16 protein-coding genes are annotated in these 21,031 nt (G+C 68.3%); 5 read left to right on the top strand and 11 right to left on the bottom strand.

Annotated elements, in window-relative coordinates; genetic code table 11:
• Positions 1-11: 11 nt before the first annotated feature.
• Positions 12-1,154, bottom strand: coding sequence for a DUF2336 domain-containing protein (locus tag QO015_RS21580; RefSeq protein WP_266284301.1), 1,143 nt, complete (start codon positions 1,152-1,154; stop codon positions 12-14).
• A 102-nt stretch (positions 1,155-1,256) separates the two neighbouring features.
• On the bottom strand, positions 1,257-1,832 hold the full coding sequence (locus QO015_RS21575; protein WP_266284300.1) for a nitroreductase family protein: 576 nt from the start codon (positions 1,830-1,832) through the stop codon (positions 1,257-1,259).
• 164 nt (positions 1,833-1,996) lie between these two features.
• Here QO015_RS21575 and QO015_RS21570 point away from each other — a divergent pair, with 164 nt between their 5' ends.
• Complete coding sequence (locus QO015_RS21570; protein ID WP_266284299.1) at positions 1,997-3,043, top strand: RgsD C-terminal domain-containing protein; 1,047 nt, start codon at positions 1,997-1,999, stop codon at positions 3,041-3,043.
• Positions 3,044-3,067: 24 nt separating this feature from the next.
• Here the strand turns inward: QO015_RS21570 and QO015_RS21565 are convergent, their stop codons facing one another.
• From QO015_RS21565 to blaOXA, 4 genes are all read right to left on the bottom strand, one after another.
• Positions 3,068-3,646 carry an invasion associated locus B family protein gene (locus tag QO015_RS21565; protein WP_266284298.1) on the bottom strand — a complete coding sequence of 193 codons (579 nt, stop codon included), beginning with the start codon at positions 3,644-3,646 and terminating at the stop codon, positions 3,068-3,070.
• A 113-nt stretch (positions 3,647-3,759) separates the two neighbouring features.
• Positions 3,760-12,087: a hypothetical protein gene (locus QO015_RS21560; protein ID WP_266284297.1), complete on the bottom strand. Its 8,328-nt coding sequence runs from the start codon at positions 12,085-12,087 to the stop codon at positions 3,760-3,762.
• A gap of 503 nt (positions 12,088-12,590) precedes the next feature.
• On the bottom strand, positions 12,591-14,567 hold the full coding sequence (thrS, locus tag QO015_RS21555; RefSeq protein ID WP_266284296.1) for a threonine--tRNA ligase: 1,977 nt from the start codon (positions 14,565-14,567) through the stop codon (positions 12,591-12,593).
• Between the two features lie 157 nt (positions 14,568-14,724).
• Positions 14,725-15,513, bottom strand: a complete 789-nt coding sequence (gene blaOXA, locus QO015_RS21550) for a class D beta-lactamase (protein ID WP_370877478.1) — start codon at positions 15,511-15,513, stop codon at positions 14,725-14,727.
• Between the two features lie 145 nt (positions 15,514-15,658).
• Between blaOXA and QO015_RS21545 the strand changes: the two genes are divergently transcribed.
• Positions 15,659-16,552: a LysR family transcriptional regulator gene (locus QO015_RS21545; RefSeq protein ID WP_266284292.1), complete on the top strand. Its 894-nt coding sequence runs from the start codon at positions 15,659-15,661 to the stop codon at positions 16,550-16,552.
• Between the two features lies 1 nt (position 16,553).
• Here QO015_RS21545 and yidD read toward each other — a convergent pair whose 3' ends face one another.
• From yidD to QO015_RS21525, 4 genes are read right to left on the bottom strand one after another with little or no spacing between them, the layout of a single operon-like run.
• The gene (yidD, locus tag QO015_RS21540; protein ID WP_370877443.1) at positions 16,554-16,955 is read right to left on the bottom strand and encodes a membrane protein insertion efficiency factor YidD; all 402 of its coding nucleotides are present in this window, start codon (positions 16,953-16,955) and stop codon (positions 16,554-16,556) included.
• Complete coding sequence (locus tag QO015_RS21535; protein WP_266284290.1) at positions 16,888-17,172, bottom strand: hypothetical protein; 285 nt, start codon at positions 17,170-17,172, stop codon at positions 16,888-16,890. Before QO015_RS21535 ends, yidD begins: the two co-directional genes overlap by 68 nt.
• Positions 17,159-17,527 (bottom strand): VOC family protein, encoded by a 369-nt coding sequence (locus tag QO015_RS21530; protein ID WP_266284289.1) that lies wholly within the window; start codon positions 17,525-17,527, stop codon positions 17,159-17,161. Before QO015_RS21530 ends, QO015_RS21535 begins: the two co-directional genes overlap by 14 nt.
• 10 nt (positions 17,528-17,537) lie before the next feature.
• Complete coding sequence (locus tag QO015_RS21525; protein WP_266284287.1) at positions 17,538-17,999, bottom strand: iron-sulfur cluster assembly scaffold protein; 462 nt, start codon at positions 17,997-17,999, stop codon at positions 17,538-17,540.
• 95 nt (positions 18,000-18,094) lie between these two features.
• On the opposite strand from QO015_RS21525, the gene folE reads away from it, so the two are divergent.
• The 3 genes from folE (at position 18,095) to hisI (ending at position 20,544) form a co-directional block, all read left to right on the top strand.
• A complete protein-coding gene (folE, locus tag QO015_RS21520) occupies positions 18,095-18,715 on the top strand; it encodes a GTP cyclohydrolase I FolE (protein WP_266284286.1) in 621 nt (206 codons plus the stop codon).
• Between the two features lie 90 nt (positions 18,716-18,805).
• Positions 18,806-20,092 (top strand): 3-phosphoshikimate 1-carboxyvinyltransferase, encoded by a 1,287-nt coding sequence (locus tag QO015_RS21515; RefSeq protein WP_370877442.1) that lies wholly within the window; start codon positions 18,806-18,808, stop codon positions 20,090-20,092.
• On the top strand, positions 20,089-20,544 hold the full coding sequence (hisI, locus tag QO015_RS21510; RefSeq protein ID WP_266284285.1) for a phosphoribosyl-AMP cyclohydrolase: 456 nt from the start codon (positions 20,089-20,091) through the stop codon (positions 20,542-20,544). The genes QO015_RS21515 and hisI overlap by 4 nt, the downstream gene beginning before the upstream one ends.
• Positions 20,545-20,559: 15 nt before the next feature.
• Here the strand turns inward: hisI and QO015_RS21505 are convergent, their stop codons facing one another.
• Entirely contained in the window at positions 20,560-20,991 is a 432-nt protein-coding gene (locus tag QO015_RS21505; protein WP_266284283.1) for a CBS domain-containing protein, read from the bottom strand.
• Positions 20,992-21,031: the final 40 nt, after the last annotated feature.

The following is a 21,031-nucleotide window of genomic DNA, read 5'->3' as shown; positions in this document are numbered from 1 at the left end:
GCGGGCCGGGATCAGGCGACCGAGCGCACGTCCCGCGCCGCCGCCCGCGCGCTCTCGCGGGCTTCCTCGGCCGCGAACCTGCGGAGCATGGCGACGAGCTCGTTGGCCTCGCCGTCGGTAATGGCGCTGTAGCGCGACATCACGCGCTCGACCATGCGCCGCGCGAAGGCGTGTCGGCCGGCCGGCGTCTCCTCGCGCTGCCAATCGCGCGCCGTCTCGATCGCGGCGGCGAAAGCGTCGAAGGCGCTCGCCGGCAGTCCGGCCTTCTCGTAGACGGCACGGAGCGCACCGACCCGGCCCGAGCGGACGAGGCCGGCGACACGGCCTTCCGGCATGCGCGCCAGAACGGTCAGCGCCGATTCGAACAGGCTGAGATTGCCGGCGCAGACCGCGCGCAGCAGCAGCGCCGTGGTGAGCTGGCCCGTCACGCGCAGATGCTCGACGAGCGCCGCCAGATCGTCCGTTTCCGATTCGGCCGCGATGGCGATCGTCGCCCGCTCGCAGGCCTCGCGGGTCACGGTGCGCGCCCGCTCCGGCGCCATCCAGGCCTTGGCCGAGACGAAGGCGCCGAGGCGGTCGCCGAGCCGGCGGATCAGCATCTGGCGGATATCGGCGGGGAGATCGTCGCGGCCGAGCAGCCGGTCGCGGATCGCGGCATCCTCGCCGAAACGATCGGCGAGGCGCGCGAGGCTGATCGCCGCGATCGTGGCGTCGGGATTGTCGAGCAGGACGGCGCAGGCCTCCCGCTCGCCCACCTCGGCGATGGCCGCCGCGACGCCGGCGCTGACCGACAGCCGGGCCGCGACGGCCGCCTGGCGGGGACCATCGGCGGCGGCGACGATGTCGACGAGTTCGGGATCGATGAAGACCGGCGAGCAGGTGAGCACGAGGCCGGCGATGTCGAGAAGATCGGCGGCAAGCGCGAGGATGATGTGGCGGGGCGCCTTCGGATCGACCGCGAGCGCATCGGCGAGCGCATGGCGCACCTCGGCGGCGGGATCGTCGAGAAGGACCGTCAGCGACGCTTCCATATCGTCGCGCGCGGCGGCGTCGAGGTCGGAAAAGAGATAGGCCCGCGCCATGGCATGCGCCGCCTCGGCGCGCCGCTCCGGCGGCGCGGTGTCCATCCAGTCCAGAAACTGACGCAGATTCATGAAGGCCCCACGGCGATGCGGCCTTCCCCCAGCCGCATCGCCGATCCCACCATGAATGGATTAACGTTCCGTCAACCCTAACAGATCGTGAAGCACGCCGCCTCAGGCCGGCGGCGTCCAGCGGCTGACGATGTCGGCGAGCGCCGGGCGCGGCCGCTCGAAGGGCGGGATATCCGGCGTCCCCACATGGATGAGGCCGATCAGCCGCTCCTCCGGCGTGAGCCCGAGCAGGGCGCGGGCCTCCGCGTCATAGGTCACCCATTCGGTGAGCCACTGCGTCGCGTAGCCCATGGCGTTGGCCGCGACGATGAGGTTCATCGCCGCCGCGGCGCCCGAGAGGAGCTGCTCCCATTCCTGGATCTTCGGATGCGGCGCCGCGCGGCTGACCACGGCGACGACGAGCGGCGAGCGGCTGAAGCGCTTGCGCTCGTTCTCCAGCGCCTTCTCGTCGATTTCGGGCCTCCGCTCCTTGAGCAGCGCCGCCGTGGCGGCACCGGCCGCGGCGCGCGCCTCGCCCGCGAACAGGATGAACCGCCAGGGCGTGAGCTTGCCGTGATCGGGCACCCGCGCGGCGATGGTCAGCATGTCCTCGATCTCGGCCTCGCTGGGGCCGGGCTCGACGATGTTGACGGCGGGGATCGAGCGGCGGGTCTTGAGCAGCGTGATCGTGTCGGTCATCGTTCGTCCGTCTTCGGCGGCGCCGTCCCGGCGCCATTCAAGGGGGCGTGGTGTGGCCGTCTGATCCGACGAAAGCGCCTCCGACGCAAGCCCGGTGCGCCCGTCACGGCCTCCGGTCTTGAAATCGCCACCCTTTCTCGGCTCTAACCTCATGACCGGCGCGCATGCTTCGTGCCGCCGGCTTCGAGATCGAGGGAACGGTTCGCGACATGCGGGGCATCACGGCATGGTTGCTGGCGGCGGCGCTTCTGGGCGCCTCGCTCTGTGCCCGGCCTGCGGCGGCGCAGGACGCCGAGCCGGTGCCGCCCGCCGACATCCCCTCCCCGCCGGCCGCCGACGCCGCCCCGCTTCCGCTGGCGCCCGTCCTGCCGAGCCCGATCGATCCCGGCACGCTGCTGAAGGGCGGCATCGGCAGTGGCAACACGGCCCCGCCCGCGGCGCGCGCGCCGCAGCCGCGCGGCCTCGAGCTCGAGGCGAAGCTCACCAGCGACGGAAGCCCGATCGCCAGCGGCATGATCTGGCGCGTCTTCTCCGAGAAGCGCGGCTCCGACGGCCGCCTGCCGCTCCTGCGCGAGCAGCGCGGCGGCAGCGTCCGGCTCGATCTGCCGCCCGGCAACTACATCGTCAACGCCGCCTATGGCCGGGCCACCATCTCCCGCCCCCTCTCCGTCACCGGCGAAGGCGGCCGCGACACCTTCGTCCTCAATGCCGGCGGCCTCAAGCTCTCGGCCGTCGTCGGCAAGGACCAGCCGATCGCGACCGGGCTCTGCCGCTTCGACATCTATCCGGGCAGCGACGAGCAGGACGAGGAAACCAATCCGATCGCGACCGATGTCGCACCGGAGGAGATGATCCGCCTTTCGGCCGGCACCTATCACATCGTCAGCCGCTACGGCGACGCCAACGCGGCAGTGCGGGCGGACATCAAGGTCGAGGCGGGCAAGCTGACCGAGGCGACGCTGTTCCAGCAGGCGGCGCGCATCACGCTGAAGCTCGTTTCGGAGACCGGCGGCGAGGCGCTCGCGAACACGTCCTGGTCGGTACTGACGCCGGGCGGCGACAGCGTGTTCGACAGCGTCGGCGCCTTCCCGGACGTCGTGCTCGCGATCGGCGACTACACCGCCGTCGCCAAGCACGACAACCAGATCCACGAGCGCAACTTCACCGTCGAAGCCGGGCGCGACCGCGAGGTCGAGGTTCTGGCGAAGTAGAGGCGCCTTCGCGCGCCGTCCCGGTCAGTCGCGCAGCGCCGGCACCGCCTGCGCGATCCCCTTCAGCGGCACCTTGAAGGCGATGGGCTGGCCGTTGGTCGCGACGATCGTCACGCTCGCCTCCGCCGCGGCGCCGAGCTCGCGGGCCAGCGCATTGTCGAACGGCCCGGCCGCCTCGCAGCCCTGACGATCGCACATGACATAATCGAACTTCCGCGGCTTGCCCGAGCCGATGGTCAGCACCACGCCCGGCCGCGTCAGCACGCCGAGCGGCACGCGCAGCGCCACGGCCGGCTTGCCGGTCGCGTCGTTGCCGATCTCCCAGATGACCAGATTCTGCTGCGTCTTGTTGTTGATGACGCGCAGACTGGCGGAGCAGCTGCGCGCGGCGTTCTTGGTCGCGCCATCGCGACAGGTCACCGTCCAGTTGTCATAGACGACGGTCTCCGTCCGGCGCGGCGCACTGGCTGCGGCCTTTGGCGCCTCCACCGGCTTGGGCGGCGGCGTCTGCGCCTCGGCGGGAGCGCCCGCGAGGAGAACGCCGGCGACGACCGCCGCGGCGGCCGACCGGATGTTGCGAACGGAACGGGGCGCGGCCTGCATCTCGGCGTCTTTCCCTGTGCAGCGCCGAACGCTTCGGCGGCTGCGATATCGAATGAAACGGAAAGGCGGGCCCATCCGGTGAGATGGGTCCGCCTCATGGTCTCGCTGGGCGATTACCAGTTGTAGCGAATGCCGGTCAGCGTCGTGCCCGAGGTGAACTCGTCGCCGAACTTCACATTCGCGTTGAGGAAGCCGCTCCAGCCGCTGTTCCGGCCGAAGACGTTGACGCTGCCGCCAAGTTCGCCGAAGGCACCGCCGAAATCGTCGGTGGCGGTGAACGGCGTGCCGGCATTGAAGATCGTCGCCGCGTTGTCGCCGTCGAACTCGTACCACAGGCGGCCGACGGCCGAGGCCTCGATCCAGTAGCTTTCGGCGTCGTGGACGCGTCCGCCGAAGCGGGCACCGAGCGCGCCGCGCAGGCTCTGCCCGTCCGTGTAGTCGACGAGGCTGCCCGGAACGCTGGCCATGCTGTCGAGGTTCGCGTTGACATAGGCGAGCGTCGCGACCGGCTCGAAATACATCTGCGGCGTCCACTGGATCCGGTAGCCCGTATCGAGCACGAAGCCGACCGAGGTCGCATCGGTGGACTGGCTGGCGCCGCCATAGCCGGCGAGCGTCGGGGCCGTGTAGTCGAGGTTCAGGAAGTCGGCCTTGACGAGGCCGTCCAGGAAGAACCCGCCATTGATGTAGGTGCCGTAGACGCCGACTGTGCCGCCGCTGTAGTCGCCGGAGGTCGGGGACTGGTCGAAGTCGAGCTGCGAGGTGATGTAGCCGCCGAGCACGCCGAAGATCAGCGCCGACTGATCGGTGATGTTGCCGCCGATATCGGCGCCGGCCATGAAGCCATAGGTGTTCTGGCTGTAGGACGTGTCGAAATCGAAGTTCTTGCCGATGACGCTGTAGCCGGCATTGCTGTCACGATCCATCCAGCTGCCGACCGCCTTCGCCCAGACACCCGGCGCGAGGCTCTTCTGGGCCGCCGCCGCCGCCCCGTCGTCGAGCTTGGACGTGCCCGCGCCCGGCGCCGCCGGCGGATTGAGGAAGTAGGAGCGGAGATCAGCCTGGCGATCGAGCCAGAGACCGCTGGTCTCGTACCAGATCGTCTGGGCGCCCGTGATGAAGGACGGGAACTCGAGCGCTTCCTGATCCGGGAGGCCGACCAGGATCTGCGCGCCGCCACTCGAGGTCGGCACGGCCTCGAGGTCGTAGAAGAAGAGGCCCTTGTCGATGACGCCCCCGAAGCGGCTGGAATAATTGGCCGAATTCGGGTCGATCACGAAGTTGCCGCTCGACGTCGTCGTGCCGTTCTCGGTCTGCACCACGGCGATCCCGGTCGGATTGAACGCACCCGGGGCGCTGTTGACGTCGTTCACGAGGATCTTGGTCGTGCCGTAGGTCGACAGGCCGCTGATCGGATTGCCGTTCACGTCCAGGCCGCCGACGACCAGCGTGTCGGAGGTGGAGCCCGGCCCGCCGAGATAGGCATCGACGGCGAGCGTGCTGTTGCCGACGCCGGTGAAGGTGCCGCTCGTATAGGTCACGTCGCGGCTGGCATTGTAGGCCAGCTGCCCGGCGGTCTCGTCGCTCATGCTGACGAGGCCGACGCCGACATTGGACGGATCGCCGTTCACGAAGCTCTCCAGCGCGGAGAGATTGGTGGTTTCCGCGACCGCGCCGTTCAGCGCCGACTGGATGCGGCCGGGATTGTTCAGCGTGTCCGAGCCGCCACCGAAGTCGTTGTCGCCGACGACGATCCAGCTGTTCGAGCTGTAGTTGTCGAAGATGTCGGCATTGTCGGAGAGGCCGATACGGCCAACCAGCGTGCCGTTATTGGTGATCGTCGTGGCGCCGCCGGTCGAGCTGATGGCCATGCTGCTCGCGGCCGCCGCCAGATTGTCGTTTTCCGGCGTGCTGCCGTCATAGGACCAGGCCGTGACCAGCGCGCCGCTGCCGATATCGATCGTCGCGGCGGTGCCGCTGATGACCGAGATGACCGCATTGGCCGAGTCGGTGCCGGCACCGGAGATCACCGCGTCGGAGCCGATCGTCACCGAGGTGACGGCACCGCTCGCGGCAGCGATGGCACTGCCCGTGCCGGTCTCGCCGCTGTCGCCGCGCAGATAGCTGCCGCTGCCGGCGGAGACGCTGGCGCTGTCGGCGCTGGAGATCGAGACCGCGTCGGTACCGGCGGAGACGATCGCATCGTCGCCGACGGCCACCGAGACATCGTCGCTGCCCCCGCCCACGCTGTTGGTCGCCGAGATGCCAACCCCGCCGGCGAGGATCGCGCTGCCCGAGCCGGTCGTGATCGCGACATCGCCCGATCCGCCGGTCTCCTTGGTGGCGCCGATACCGGTCGCCGAGGCCGAGATGGAAACCCCGTCGCCGGTGGTGATGTCGATGTCGCCGTCCTGGTTTTCCGCCGAGACGAGAATGCCGTCGGCAGCGGCGATCGCCCCGTTGGCTGCGACGACGATGTCGCCGGACCCGTCGGACTTGGTCACGTCGATGCCGGCGGCGCCAGCCATGATCGAACCGGATGTCGTCACCTGGACGGTGCCATCGCCCGTGTCCTGTTCGACGGTCACGCCATTGATGCCGGCGTTGATATCACCCGCGGCATTCACGATGACCGCGTTGGTGCCGTCGCCATTGCCGAGCGACTTGATGACCGCGATGCCGTTTTCGCCGGCCGTGATCGTGCCGCTCGCCGTGGTCGATACCTGGACGAGGCCGTCACCGCCCGAATTGATGACCCAGACGCCATCGTCGCCGGTCGCCGAGCCGGTCCGGCCGCCGACAGGACCCTCGATCGAGACGGTCGTGTCGCCCGTTCCGGAATTGACCGCATAAACGCCGAGACCGTCGGACTCCACCGCGCCGAGGACATCGACGGTGACATTTCCGCTGCCGATGCTGAGCGCGGCAATGCCGGTATCATCGGCGGCGACGGTTCCGGTCGTCGTGATGGCGACGGAATTGCCGTCGCCATAGGCGAGGCCGCCGATGCCGAGCAGGCCCGACGCGATCATGCCGCTGTTGTCGATGGTCACCGTGCTGTCGTTGCCGACCGCAACGCCGACGAGACCCGCGACATTCGCCGAAATCGTGCCGCTGTTGGTGGCCGAGACCTGGCTGTCATCGCCAAAGGCGAGTGCCCCCACGCCGACGAGGCCCGCCGTCACGCTTCCATTGTTGGCCGCAGCGACGGTGTTGCCGTTGCCGACGCCGATGCTGATGACACCGGCGAGATCGGGATCGACAACGCCGTAATTGACCGCGTTGACGATGTTGCCGTCGCCGACGACGAGACCGCCGAGGCCGATCTGACCGGCATCCACCGTGCCGCTGTTGCCGATGCCGACCATGTTGTTGTCGCCGACCGCGACGCCGACGAGGCCAGCGAAGCCGGCTTCGACCATCCCGGTGTCGCTGTTGAGGACCTGAACCGCGCCGCCATTGCCGAAGGCGAGCCCGCCGGCACCGATCAGCCCGGACTTCACGGCTCCACTGTTTCTGACGGACAGTTCGCTGCCGTCACCGATCGCGACACCGATCATGCCTGCAAGACCAGCGCTGACCGTGCTGCCTGCGCCGCCGTTGAAGACGTTGACGCGGTTGCCGTCACCGATGGCCAGCGTCCCGAGGCCGATCGCTCCGGCGGCGACGGTGCCGCTGTTGTCGGCGGTGACCGCGATGCCGTCGCCGATGCCCACGCCGACAACGCCTGCGGTGCCCGCGTCCACGGTCCCGTAATTGTTGGCCATGGTGGGACCGCCATCACCCACGCCTACGGCAGCGATGCCGACGAGTCCGGCCTGCACGTCACCGTAGTTGGACGCGGAAACGAAGGCCATGTCGCCGACGCCCACCGCGACCATTCCGGCCACGTCCGCATCGATCGAGCCCGTGACGCTGTTGCTGGCCAGCACGGAGCCATCATCGCCGACAGCGACGCCGCCCATTCCGACAAAGCCGGCCGTCACGACGCCGTTGTTGGTCGCGCGCACCGAAGCCCCGGTTCCGAAACCAAGGCCGAGCATGCCGGCGCCATCCGTCTCGACGACGCCGGAATTGGTCAGAGTGGTCCAGGTGCCGTCCCCGACAGTGAGCCCGCCCATCCCGACAAGTCCGGCCGTCACGTCGCCATTGTTCGTCAGGGACACCTTGTCACCCTCGCCGATACCGACGCCGACGAGACCGGCGAGGCCGGCAGTCACCGTGCCACCGGTACCCTCGTTGAGGATGGTCACGTTGCTCCCGTCGCCGACGACGAGGCCGCCGACACCGACGAGGCCGGCGGAGACGCTGCCCTCATTGGTCGCGGAGACCGTGTTGCCGTCGCCGATCCCGACACCGATCAGGCCGGCAAAGCCGGCGCCAACAGCTCCGTCGGCGCCGTTCGACAGGGCCACCGAGCCATTGTCACCAACGACGAGTCCGCCCATGCCGATAAGGGCCGACGAAACGTCGCCGTCATTCGCCACCGTGACGCTGTTGGCGTCGCCGATGCCGATGCCGAGAAGGCCGGCGAGCCCGCCACCCACACTGCCGGTGCTGCTGTTCTCGATGGTGACTTCATTGTCGATGCCGTAGGCGAGCCCACCGACGCCGATCACACCCGCATTGACCACGCCGCTGTTGCCGGCCGAAACCGAATTGAGATCGCCGATGCCGACGACGACGACGCCCGCGACGGTCGCATCGACCAGCCCGGCATTCGTCACGTCGACCGTGTTGTTGTCGCCGACCGCGAGGCCGCCGGCACCGATGATGCCCGCGATGACGTCGCCATTGTTCGTGACGGAGATCGCGCTGTCGTCGCCGACGCCAACGCCGAGAAGGCCGGCGAGGCCGGCATTGACCGTGCCGCCGGTGCCGTCGTTGAGGACCGTGACCGAATTGTCGTTGCCGACCGCAAGTCCGCCGACACCGACGAGCCCGGCGGAGACGCTGCCCTCGTTGGTCGCGGAGACCGTGTTGCCGTCGCCGATGCCGACGCCGATCAGGCCGGCGAGTCCGGCGCTGACGGAGCCGTCGGCGCCGTTCGAGACCGCCACGGAGCCGTCGTCGCCGACGACGAGACCGCCGGCACCGATAAGGGCCGACGAAACGTCGCCATCATTCGCAACCGTGACGCTGTTGGCGTCGCCGATGCCGATGCCGAGAAGTCCGGCGAGCCCGCCACCGACGGCGCCGGTGCTGCTGTTCTCGACCGTGACTTCATTGTCGATGCCGTAGGCGAGGCCACCGACGCCGATGACGCCCGCATTGACCACGCCGCTGTTGCCGGCCGAAACCGAATTGAGATCGCCGATGCCGACGCCGACGACGCCCGCGACGGTCGCATCGACCAGCCCGGCATTCGTCACGTCGACGGTATTGTTGTCGCCGACCGCGAGGCCGCCGGCACCGATGAGGCCCGCGATGACGTCGCCATTGTTCGTGACGGAGATGGCGCTGTCGTCGCCGACGCCGACGCCGAGGAGACCGGCGAGGCCGGCATTGACCGTGCCGCCGGTGCCGTCGTTGAGGACCGTGACCGAATTGTCGTTGCCGACCGCAACTCCGCCGACACCGATGAGGCCGGCGGTAACGCTGCCCTCATTGGTCGCGGAAACCGTGTTGCCGTCGCCGATGCCGACGCCGATCAGCCCGGCGAGGCCGGCGCTGACATATCCGTCGGCACCATTCGACACGTCCACCGAGCCGTCGTCGCCATAGACGAGACCGCCCATGCCGATAAGGCCCGACGTGACTTCGCCGTCATTCGTCACCTCGACGTCATTGCCGTCGCCGATGCCGATGCCGAGAAGGCCAGCGACACCGCCATCCACGCTGCCCGGAACATCGTTGAAGACGACGACCGAACTATCGTCGCCATAGGCGAGGCCGCCCATGCCGATCAGTTCCGCCTCGACCACGCCGCCATTGGCGGCACGAACCTCGTTGCGATCACCGACGCCGACGCTGACCAATCCGGCGACGCCGGCCTTGACCACTCCGCCATTGCCGGCGCTGACGGTGTTGTCGTCGCCGACGGCGACCGCGCCGATGCCGACGAGGCCGGAGGTCACGTCACCGTTGTTGCTGACGATCATGGAATTGTCGTCGCCGACGGCGACGCCGAGCATGCCGACAAGGCCGGCATTCACCGTGCCGGTGCCGCTGTTCAGCACCGTCGCCGAGTTGCCGTCGCCGACCGTGACGCCGCCGATCCCGACCAGGCCGGCCGAGACGCTGCCGTCATTGAGGACTGCCATCTCGTTGTCGTCGCCGACAGCGAGCCCGCCCATGCCGATCAGATAGCTGTCAATCGATCCGCCGTTGTAGACATCGACGTCCGGCAGGCCCGAAAGGCTTCCGTCGCCGACCTTCACCGCGCCGACGCCGAGCAGCGCGGCCGGCGAGCCGGACGTGACCGCGCCCTCGTTCTCCGCGACCGCGCGGCCGTCGCCCACATTCACCGCGATGACGCCGATCACGTCGGCATCGACGGAACTTCCCGAATTCGCAGTACTGGTGGCCGTGCCGTTGCCGATCGCCAGCGAGGCAAGCCCGATCAGCGGCGGGTCGATATTGCCGTTGAGGGTCGCCGTCGCGTCGCCCTGGTTGGCAATGGCCGCGACGCCGACGAGGCCGCCCGAGACCTTGCCGTTGGCGGTCACGCTGGCGTCGCCGAAGGTGTTGAAGCCGACGACGCCTCCGATGCTGCCGCTCACATCGCCTGTCGTGACATTGACCGTGCCGGGCGTGCCGCCGGTCGCAAGCGAGCCCGCCAGGACGCCGAAGCCGTTGTTGCCGGTGACGGCGCCGCCGGTCGTGTCGACGCTGACTTCGTTGCCGCCATTGCCGAGACCGAGCGCGATCACGCCGCTGCCGTTGGTGCCGGTGATGTTGCCCGACGTATTGACGTCGACGACTGCCTTGCCGTCGCCGAGCGGCAGGCTCGAGGGATCCGAGAGATCGATCGACGAGAGATCGAACGTGGTCGGGTCGATCGCGAGGCTCCCCGAAACCGCAAGCACGCCGACATCGCCACCAGTGATGTCGGCGGAGCCGGTCACATTGGTCTCGGCGATGCCGGGCGTACCGCCGAGCGAGCCGCTCGCCGCGATGGCGGAAATGCCGATTCCGTTGGTTCCGGTGACCGACTCGCCATCGGCGTTGACAGTCGTCCGCGCATCCATGTTGGCGCCGAGCGACAGGGCACTGATGCCGTTCTCGCTGCCGAGAACGGTGGAGTTGCCTGTCGTCGTGACGGTCGAAGCGGCGCCGAGGCCGAGGGCGCCCGTCGAGGTCGACTTGATACCGTCGCCGGACTGGCCCGTCACAGAGCCGTCATTGACATAGACGATCGCGCCGCCGCCCAACGTCGTCGCGTTGATGCCGTTGTCGCCACCGGTGACGGTGGTCCCATTGGTCGAAATGTCGGCCGAAATGCCATTGACATTGATGCCGTTGCCGGCCGTGCCGGTGACGGATCCGCCGGTCAGGTCGATCGTGTTCGAGCCGCCCGCCGAATTGATGCCGTTGTCGGCGCCGATGACCGTCGTGCCGTCGGTCGTGATCGAGTTGATGCCGCCACTGGCATTGATGCCGTTGGCGCCGTTGCCCGTGACCGTGCCGCCCGTCAGATCGATCGTGTTGGCAGCGCTCTTGGCATTGATGCCGTTCTGGCCGCCGGTGATGTCGGTGCCGTTGGTCGTGATCGAGGTGGAGACATCGAGCGCGCCGCCGTCGGACAGGATGCCGTCGCCATTCGTACCGGTAACGGATCCGCCGGTCAGGTCGGCGACATTGGTCGCGCCATCGAGCCGGATGCCGTTGTTCGAGCCGACGACGACCGTGTTGGTCGTGGTGACCTTGGCAGCGACGGTGGCATCGACGACGATGCCGTCGCCATTGTTGCCGGTGACGGTGGTGGTGCTGCCCGGGGCGCCGTTGATGGTGACGGTCGCATTGCTGCCGACGGCGTTGATGCCGGAATTGGCGCCGGTCACCGTGGAATTGGACGCGCCCGTATAGGTGGCCGAACCGATGCTCACGCCGAGAAGCGTGCTGCCGAGCACGTCGACGCCGTTCTGCCCGGAAATGGTGCTCGTCACGGAGCCGTTGTTCTTGAACACGGCACTGGGGGCGGTACCGCCGCCCTGCACGCCGGCGCCGGCACCGGTCACGCTGACGCCGCTGTTGACCGTGACCGTCACCGGATTGCCCTGCAGGAAGGCAGGCGTGGTGAGGCGGTTGCCGGTCGTCGTGACGGTGTTGCTGCTGTAGGTCTTGTCCGCCCGCGCGGGGGCCGCGACGCCGACGATCAGCGCGAGAGCCAGCGTCGTGGCGATCCCTGTCGAGCACAGGAGTCGGGACCGGGATGCGGACAGGGGATGCCCCGCGGACGCGACGACCCACTCGGCAGACTCGGAACGAGCAAACGACACCACTTCAACCTCCCCTCATGCCGCATCCTGATCGGGCCGCAGCGCGCGCACGAAGCTTCGCCGCGGGCGGATCAAATGTCGGTCACATTGATGGTAAGGATCCCCCCACCATTCGATCAGGCTAGCCCTGCAAATCCGCAGAGCAGAAGTGCCACTTTTATGAGCGGTAGGGGTCTTGTGCTGTTGTCTGACGAGTGTGGCTGGAATGCCACAACCATTGCGTCCAGTCGCTCGTATGGCGGGCCCGCAATTTCAGCATGACTTTAATTCGGATGCCGTGGATTCGGCCCGCGGCATGCAGGGACGATGGGGCATCGCCCGGCATCGACCCGGGATTCGCTTCGTCGGCAAAACGACAGCCATTTCGGGCGTGGTGATTCGGTCTCGATGGGCGTTCGACCGGCGCGCTGGATGCGGCTGCGGACGCGGTCCGGAGCTCGGCGGTCGGAGCGCGGGAGTGCGAAGCGCGACATCGGTCGCGCTTCGCTTTCTCATTGCGGGGCTCAGGCCGCGGCGGCAGCCTGCCGGCGCTTCACGTCAGGCGGTGTCGCCTCCGCAAGGAGATCGGCGAGCGTCGCATCGAGGGTGGCGGAAACCTGATCGCGCGAGCCGAGGCGGCGGATATTGACCGTCCCCTCTTCCGCCTCGCGCTTGCCGCAGACGAGGATCACCGGAACCTTGGCGAGCGAATGTTCGCGCACCTTGTAGTTGATCTTCTCGTTGCGAAGGTCGGTATCGACCCGCATGCCCGCCGCGCGAAGCGTCTCGGCGACCCGCTCGGCATAGGCGTCGGCTTCGGAGGTGATCGTGGCGACGACCACCTGGACCGGCGCCAGCCAGAGCGGGAAATGCCCGGCGAAATGCTCGATCAGGATGCCGAGGAAACGCTCCATCGAGCCGCAGATGGCGCGATGGATCATCACCGGTGTCTTCTTCGCGCCGTCGCTGTCGACATAGAAGGCGCCGAACCGCTCGGGCAGGTTGAAGTCGACCTGCGTGGTGCCGCACTGCCATTCGCGGCCGATCGCGTCGCGCAGCGTGTATTCGAACTTCGGGCCGTAGAAGGCGCCCTCGCCCGGCAGGATGCCGGTCTTAATCCGCCCGCCCGACTGTTCGGCGATGGTCTCCAGCACGCGGGTCATCACCTCTTCGGCGTGGTCCCACACCTCGTCCGAACCGACCCGCTTCTCAGGCCGCGTCGAGAGCTTCACGACGATCTCCTCGAAGCCGAAATCGGCATAGGTCGAGAGGATCAGGTCGTTGATCTTCAGGCACTCGGCGGCCATCTGCTCCTCGGTGCAGAAGATGTGCGCGTCGTCCTGCGTGAAGCCGCGCACGCGCATCAGCCCGTGCAGCGCGCCCGAGGGCTCGTAGCGATGCACCGCGCCGAACTCGGCGAGGCGCAGCGGCAGGTCGCGATAGGACTTGAGGCCGTGCTTGAAGATCTGCACATGGCCGGGGCAGTTCATCGGCTTGATCGCGAAGACGCGCTCGTCCTCGGTATCCTCGCCGGCCGACTGCGCCGCGAACATGTTCTCCTTGTACCAGCCCCAGTGGCCGGAGGTCTCCCACAGCGACTTGTCGAGCAGCTGCGGGGCATTGACCTCCTGGTAGCCGAGCGGGCGCAGGCGCCGCCGCATATAGGCGATCAGCTCCTGGAACATCGACCAGCCCTTGGCGTGCCAGAACACGACGCCCGGCCCCTCCTCCTGGAAATGGAAGAGATCCATCTCGCGGCCGAGCTTGCGATGGTCGCGCTTCTCGGCTTCCTCCAGCATGTGGAGATAGGCGTCGAGCTGCACCTGGTCGTGCCAGGCGGTCCCATAGATGCGGGTCAGCATCGGGTTGTTGCTGTCGCCGCGCCAATAGGCGCCCGCCACCTTCATGAGCTTGAAGGCGGAGCCGATCTGGCCCGTCGAGGCCATGTGCGGCCCGCGGCAGAGGTCGAACCACTGGCCCTGCTTGTAGATGCGGATCGTCTGGTCTTCCGGGATCGCGTCGACGAGCTCGACCTTGAAGGCCTCGCCCTTCGCCGCGAAAACCTGCTTCGCCTCGTCGCGGGTCCAGATCTCCTTGGTGAAGTGGGCGTTGCGCGCGATGATCTCGCGCATCTTCGCCTCGATCTTCGGCAAGTCGTCGGTCGTGAACGGCTCCTCGCGATAGAAGTCGTAATAGAAGCCGTTCTCGATCACCGGGCCGATCGTGACCTGGGTCCCCGGATAGAGCTCCTGCACGGCCTCGGCCATGACATGCGCCGCGTCGTGGCGGATCAGCTCGAGCGCCCGCGGATCCTCGCGGGTCACGATCTCGAGCCGCGCATCGGCGGTGATCGGGTCGGAAAGGTCGGCGAGGGTCCCGTCGAGGGTCATCGCCACGGCCTTCTTGGCCAGCGATTTCGAGATGCCCTCGGCGACTGCCCGTCCGGTCGTGCCGAGGGCGAAATCGCGGACGGAGCCGTCGGGGAAGGTCAGATGGATCATCGTATCTCTCCTGCTCACTCCCGCAGACGAGCGCGGGTAAGCGGTTCGCTGAAAGTAAAGTGAAGCGAGACCGGAAGCTCGCCCCACCGGCCGATCAGGCCGGTGGCAGACGGCTATACGATGGCATCGTGTCGTTCAAGCCGCTCGCCTTCGGCGATCAGCGCGCGGCCAGTGCGGCGAAGTCCTTCATCATCGCGGCGCGGGCGATCATGCCGCCATAGGTTTCGGCGCGCTGGTTGCCGAGATTGAAGCGGGTGAAGGCGATGCGGCGTCCTTCCCTCTCGCCCCAGCCGACGAACCAGCCGAGCGGCCTGCTGCGGTCGATGGCGCCCTTCCCCGTCCGGAGAAAGCCGCTGCCGGTCTTGCCATGCAGGGTCCATCCATTTCCGGCCGGATAGCGCGCCAGACTCGCGGTCGTCGCCTCGTAGGCATGATCGGAGACCCCGAGCTCGCGGCCCAGGAAGCGGCGAACAAAAGCGACCTGCTCGTCCGGGGAGATCGCCAGCGACGACATCAGCCAGGACTGGGTGAGCCCGTCGTCCTTGCCGGGATTGCCGGAAACGTCCTCGTTGCCATAGTCGAAGCGGGCCACATAGTCGCGGAAGCGGGTCGGGCCGAGCGCGCGGGTGAGCTCCTGCGAATACCAGACGATCGAATCCGCCAGCCAGATCGTCGGATCGGCTGCCTTCTTCTGCGTCTCCATCGTCGTCTGGAACTCCGGCCGGTAGTCCCAGCGCGGATGATGCGGATCGACCAGGACTCCGGAATCGAAACCCATCACGGCGAGCGGAAACTTGAAGCTGGAGCAGGGGCTGAAGCGGCGCTCCGCCGGTCCCTCGCGGACGATCGTCCGGCCAGTCGCGACATCCGCCATGACCGTACACACGAATTTCTCTGATGGCGCCGCCTCGGCCAGGGCCGGACGGCCGAGCAGACCCGCCCCCATGGCGAGCGCGAAACCCTTCGAAAACTGGCGTCTGTCGATCATCGTCGTCATCCCGGTGTGTTGGAATGCCCTCTGATAGGGCGCTCTCCACCACCCGACAAAAGATGATATCTCCGGGCAACCATGAGAAAATCTAGGGTCTTCGATGGTCCGCCCGCATCTGCCGCTGAACGCACTGAGAGCCTTCGAGGCCTCGGCCCGACATCTGAGTTTCACGCGGGCCGCCATCGAGCTGTCCGTGACGCAGGCCGCCGTCAGCCACCAGGTCAAGTCGCTGGAGGAGCGCCTCGGCTCGACGCTGTTCCGCCGCCTGCCGCGCGGGCTGGCGCTCACCGACGAGGGACAGGCCCTGCTGCCGACGCTTCGGGATGCCTTCGATCGCATCGCGGGCGTGCTGGAGCAGTTCGAGGGCGGCCATGTCCGCGAGGTTCTCAATGTCGGCGGCGTCGGCACCTTCGTCGTCGGCTGGCTGATCGAGCGCCTGCCGGAGTTCCAGCGCGCCAACCCCTTCGTCGATCTTCGCCTCTCGACCAACAACAACCGTGTCGACATCGCTGCCGAGGGGCTGGACTTCGCCATCCGTTTCGGCGACGGCGCATGGCACGGCACCGAGGCGGAGCGCCTGTTCGCGGCGCCGCTCTCCGTCCTATGCGTTCCCGAAATCGCCGAGCGCCTGTCGGAGCCGGTCGATCTTCATCGCGAGACGCTGCTGCGATCCTACCGGGCGGATGAATGGCCAAGCTGGTTCGCCGCGGCCGGCGCGCCGGTCCCGTCCATCAAGGGACCTGTGTTCGATTCCTCGCGCACCATGATCGAGGCCGCGATCCTCGGCGCCGGCGTCGCCCTCGCGCCGCCCCTGATGTTCGAGCGCCAGCTTGCCGCGGGCATCGTTCAACAGCCGTTCGCGACGACGATCACGCAGGGCAGCTACTGGCTGACATGGCTGAAATCCGCGACGATGACGCCCGGCATGCGCTCCTTCCGCGCATGGCTCCACGCCGCGTCGCTGCCGCATGCCGAGGCTTCCGCCGCCCCCTAGTCTAGCGGTCCAGCCGCGTCGCCGGATCGATGTGTCTGCCCGTCCAGCGGCCGTAGCGCCAGGGGAGATACCAGCGCGCATCGGCGCGGAGGGTTTCCGGCACGGGATCGAAGCCCGAGGCTCCGAAAGGGCCGCAGCGGAGAATGCGCGAAAGGGTCATCCAGCCGCCGGCCCACAGGCCATGGCGAGCGATCGCTTCCTCGCCATAGGACGAGCAGGTCGGCAGATAGCGGCAGGACTGTCCGATGAAGGGCGAGAGCAGCAGCTTGTAGACGCGGATCAACGCGATGCCGCCCTGCGCCGGCAGGCTGCGCGGCCCGCCCTTCGGCGGATGGTCATGACGGTGGGCAGTGGAAGTACAGATAGTAGCCGGCCTCCGTGCCTGCCTTGCGCGCGACGTCATGGTCGCCGTTGATCTTCTTCGCCGTCGCCAGAGCGATCGTCGCGCTCGTCACCGCCGCCGTCAGCTTGTCGCGATCCGAGCAGACCGGCTTCAGGTCGGGGATGGTGGTCTTCAGGCGGTCGACGATCGTCTGAGCGTCCTGTGACAGCGCCATCGCGGGCGCGATGCCGGCGAGGACGACAGCGGCCGCCAATGCGGGGATGCTACGGCTTCTCATGGACCACCGCCTCGACATTGTGCCCGTCGGGATCGATCACGAAGGCGGCGTAATAGCCGGGGTGATAGTTCGGCCGGAGGCCGGGCGCGCCGTTGTCGCGGCCGCCGGCTGCCAGTCCCGCGGCGTGGAAGGCGTTCACCGCCGCCCGGTCGCGGGCGCGGAAGGCGAGATGGAGCGGTCCCGGTCGCGCGCCGCCGCCGCCAATCCACAAAAGGCCGTGGCCGCCTTCGCCGAACAGCGCCCATTCCGCCGTCTCGTGCACCACGTCGATATCGAGCGGCGCCAGCAGGCGGATATAGAAATCGCGGCTCGCCAGGAAGTTCGCGACGCTGAACCCGATATGGTCGAATCCCATGCCCGTGCTCCTATTCCGCCGCCTCGGTGCCGGGGGGTCGCCCGCGCTTCGCCTCGATCTGGCCAATCGCATCGACAACCGCGTCGAAGGTCAGCAGGGTCGAAGCATGGCGGGCGCGATAGTCGCGCACCGGCTCCAGATATCTGAGATCGGCAAAGCGGCCGTCCGGCGGCGCACCGTTCTCCTTGAGCATGGCGTACATCGCGCCGCGCACCGCCCGCAGCTCATCCGCCCGCGCGCCAACGACATGCCGCGCCATGATGGAAGAGGTCGCCTGGCCGAGCGCGCAGGCCTTCACGTCATGGGCGAAATCCGTCACGACATCGCCGTCCATCACGATATCGACGGTGACGGTCGAGCCGCAGAGCCGCGAATGGGCCCGGGCGCTCGCATCCGGTTTCTCCAGACGGCCGATCCGCTCGATATTCGCGGCGAGAGCGAGGATGCGCTGGCTGTAGATATCGTCGATCATCGGCGCCTCCGTGACGTCTCTCTATAGAAAGTCGCGCTGCTCCGATCCAGATACAAGGGCCGAGCGCTCCTCCCACCCGAGCCTGGATCGAAGACATGGATGCCAAGACCCCGCCCCATCTCAAATATGCGCCCCGTCCGCTCGAGCGGCCGAGCGCTGCCGAAGCCGAGGCGGCCGTGCGCACCCTCATCGCCTATGCCGGCGACGATCCGGACCGCGAGGGCCTGATCGAGACGCCGGCCCGCGTGACGAAGGCCTTTCGCGAATTCTATGCCGGTTACGAGGAGGATCCCGCCGCGATCCTTGACCGCGTGTTCGACGAGGCCGGCGGCTACGACGACCTCGTGCTGCTGCGTGACATCCCGTTCCATTCGCATTGCGAGCACCACATGGTGCCGTTCATCGGCAAGGCGCATATCGCCTATTACCCGAAGGATGGCGTGGTCGGGCTCTCCAAGCTGGCGCGGCTCGTAGACGCCTATGCGCGGCGGCTGCAGATGCAGGAGCGGCTCACCCAGCAGATCGCCGACGCGATCCAGCAGGGGCTCGATGCCCGCGGCGTCGCGGTCATGCTGGAGGCCGAGCATCACTGCGTCTCGATGCGCGGCACGCGCAAGGCCGGGGTCTCGACCGTCACCACCGCCTTCACCGGCCTCTTCAAGGCGGACCGCGACGAGCGCGCCCGCTTCATCGCCCTCGCGGAGGGCCGGCGCTGACCGCGCCGCCCTTCTCACCGCGCGACCCTTGTCGCGGGCGCCCACATTGACTAAGCCGCTCTCCTCACCTTGCGAGAGCCGAGCCCGACCATGACCGATGCCCGTCCGAACATGAAAGCCGTCACGATCACGCCGGTGGACGGTCCGCTCTACGGTCATGTCGCGCCGCCCGGCTCGAAGTCGATCACCAACCGCGTGCTGCTGCTCGCGGCGCTGGCGAAGGGCACGAGCCGCATCACCGGCGCGCTGAAGAGCCTCGACACCAAGCTGATGGCCGAGGCGCTGCGTGCCATGGGCGTCACCGTGGACGAGCCGGACGCGACGAGCTTCGTCGTGACATCGACCGGCCGCCTGATGCCGCCGGCCGGGCCGCTCTATCTCGGCAATGCCGGCACGGCGATGCGCTTCCTGACGGCGGCCGTGACGCTGGTCGAGGGCACGGTCGTCGTCGATGGCGACGAACACATGCGCAAGCGGCCGATCGGCCCGCTCGTCGCCGCGCTGCGCTCGGTCGGCATCGACTGCTCGGATGCCGGCGGCTATCCGCCGGTGAAGGTGCATGGCACGGGCCGCTTCGGCAGCGGCCGCATCGAGATCGATGGCAGCCTTTCAAGCCAGTATGTCTCGGCCCTCCTGATGGCGGCGGCCTGCGGCTCCGGCCCGGTCGAGGTCGCGCTCACGGGGACCGAGATCGGCGCGCGCGGCTATGTCGACCTGACGGTCGCGGCCATGCGCTCCTTCGGCGCCAAGGTCGAGAAGACGGACGACGCAACCTGGCGGATCGAGCCGACCGGCTATCGAGCCGCCGACATCCATGTCGAGCCGGACGCGTCCGCCGCCACCTATCTCTGGGCGGCCGCGGTGCTGACCGGCGGCGACATCGACCTCGGCACGGCTCCGGACGCGTTCACGCAGCCCGACGCCAAGGCGGCGGCGCTGATCGCGACCTTCCCGCATCTCCCCGCCGAGATCGACGGCTCGCAGATGCAGGACGCGGTGCCGACGCTCGCCGTGCTCGCCGCCTTCAACGAGACGCCGGTGCGCTTCACGGGCATCGCCAATCTGCGCGTCAAGGAATGCGACCGCATCCGCGCGCTCTCGACGGAGCTTTCGCGCATCCGCCCCGGCCTCGCGCATGAGGAGGGCGACGATCTCGTCGTCTCGTCCGATCCGGCGCTCGCCGGCCAGACGCTGCCGACCAGCATCGAGACCTATTCCGACCACCGCATAGCCATGAGCTTCGCGCTGGCCGGGCTCAAGGTCCGCGGCATCACGATCCTCGACCCGGATTGCACCGGCAAGACCTACCCGGCCTATTGGGACGCCCTCGCCTCGCTCGGCGTCGGGCTCGATCTCAGCGAGGGAGCCCCCGCATGACCACCGCCTTTCCCGCGCCCGGCAGCCATGAGGAGATCGAGGAAGGCCTCGTCCTGACGCCGCGCTTCGACGGCGACGGCCTTCTGGCCGCCATCGCCGTCGACGACCAGACCGGCGAGGTCGTGATGGTCGCCTGGATGAACGCCGAGGCGCTGGCGCGGACCATCGCCACCGGCGAGGGCTGGTACTGGAGCCGCTCGCGCAAGGAGCTCTGGCACAAGGGCGCGACGAGCGGCCATGTGCAGACCGTCACCGATCTTCGGATCGACTGCGACCAGGACGCGGTGGTGCTCAGGGTCAGGACGGCCGGAACCGGCGCCAACTGCCATACCGGGCGCAAGAGCTGCTTCTATCGACGCGTCCCGCTCGGCCAGGCCGAAGGGACGCCGGCCCGTCTGGAGCCGACGGGCGACCAGCCGCTCTTCGATCCGAAGGCGGTCTATGGCGGCTGACGGCCGCCGCCCCCGTCACGCCATCGCGATATAGGCGCGCATCTCGTCGGCCTCGCGCTCGACCTGCTCGATGCGCGCCTTGACGACGTCGCCGATCGAGACGATCCCCGCGAGGCGCCCGTCCTCCACCACCGGCAGGTGGCGGAAGCGGCCATGCGTCATCCGCTCCATGACCTCGTGCAGCGTGTCCTTGTCGGCGCAGGTCACGACCTTCTGCGTCATGATCGTCGCGACCTCGCCCTCGAGCCCGGCGGCGCCCCTGCTGGCGAGCACGCGGACGATGTCCCGCTCCGAGACGATGCCGGTCACGCGCTGAAGATCATCGGCGACGACGACGGCACCGATCCGGCGTTCGCCGAGCAGGCGAACGACATCGGCGATGGGTGTTTCCTTGCGGACGGTCAGCACGTCCCGCCCCTTGTGGGCGAGAATGGCGGCAACGGTCATGGCGTCGGCTCCCTTCAAGCGAGGCGCCAGCCGCTCTCAT

It is taken from the genome of Kaistia geumhonensis (assembly GCF_030815145.1).
In the GTDB taxonomy this organism is placed as follows: Bacteria; Pseudomonadota; Alphaproteobacteria; order Rhizobiales; family Kaistiaceae; genus Kaistia; species Kaistia geumhonensis.
The sequence above is the reverse complement of the archived record's forward strand: the minus strand, read 5'-3'. Positions and strand labels throughout refer to the sequence as shown.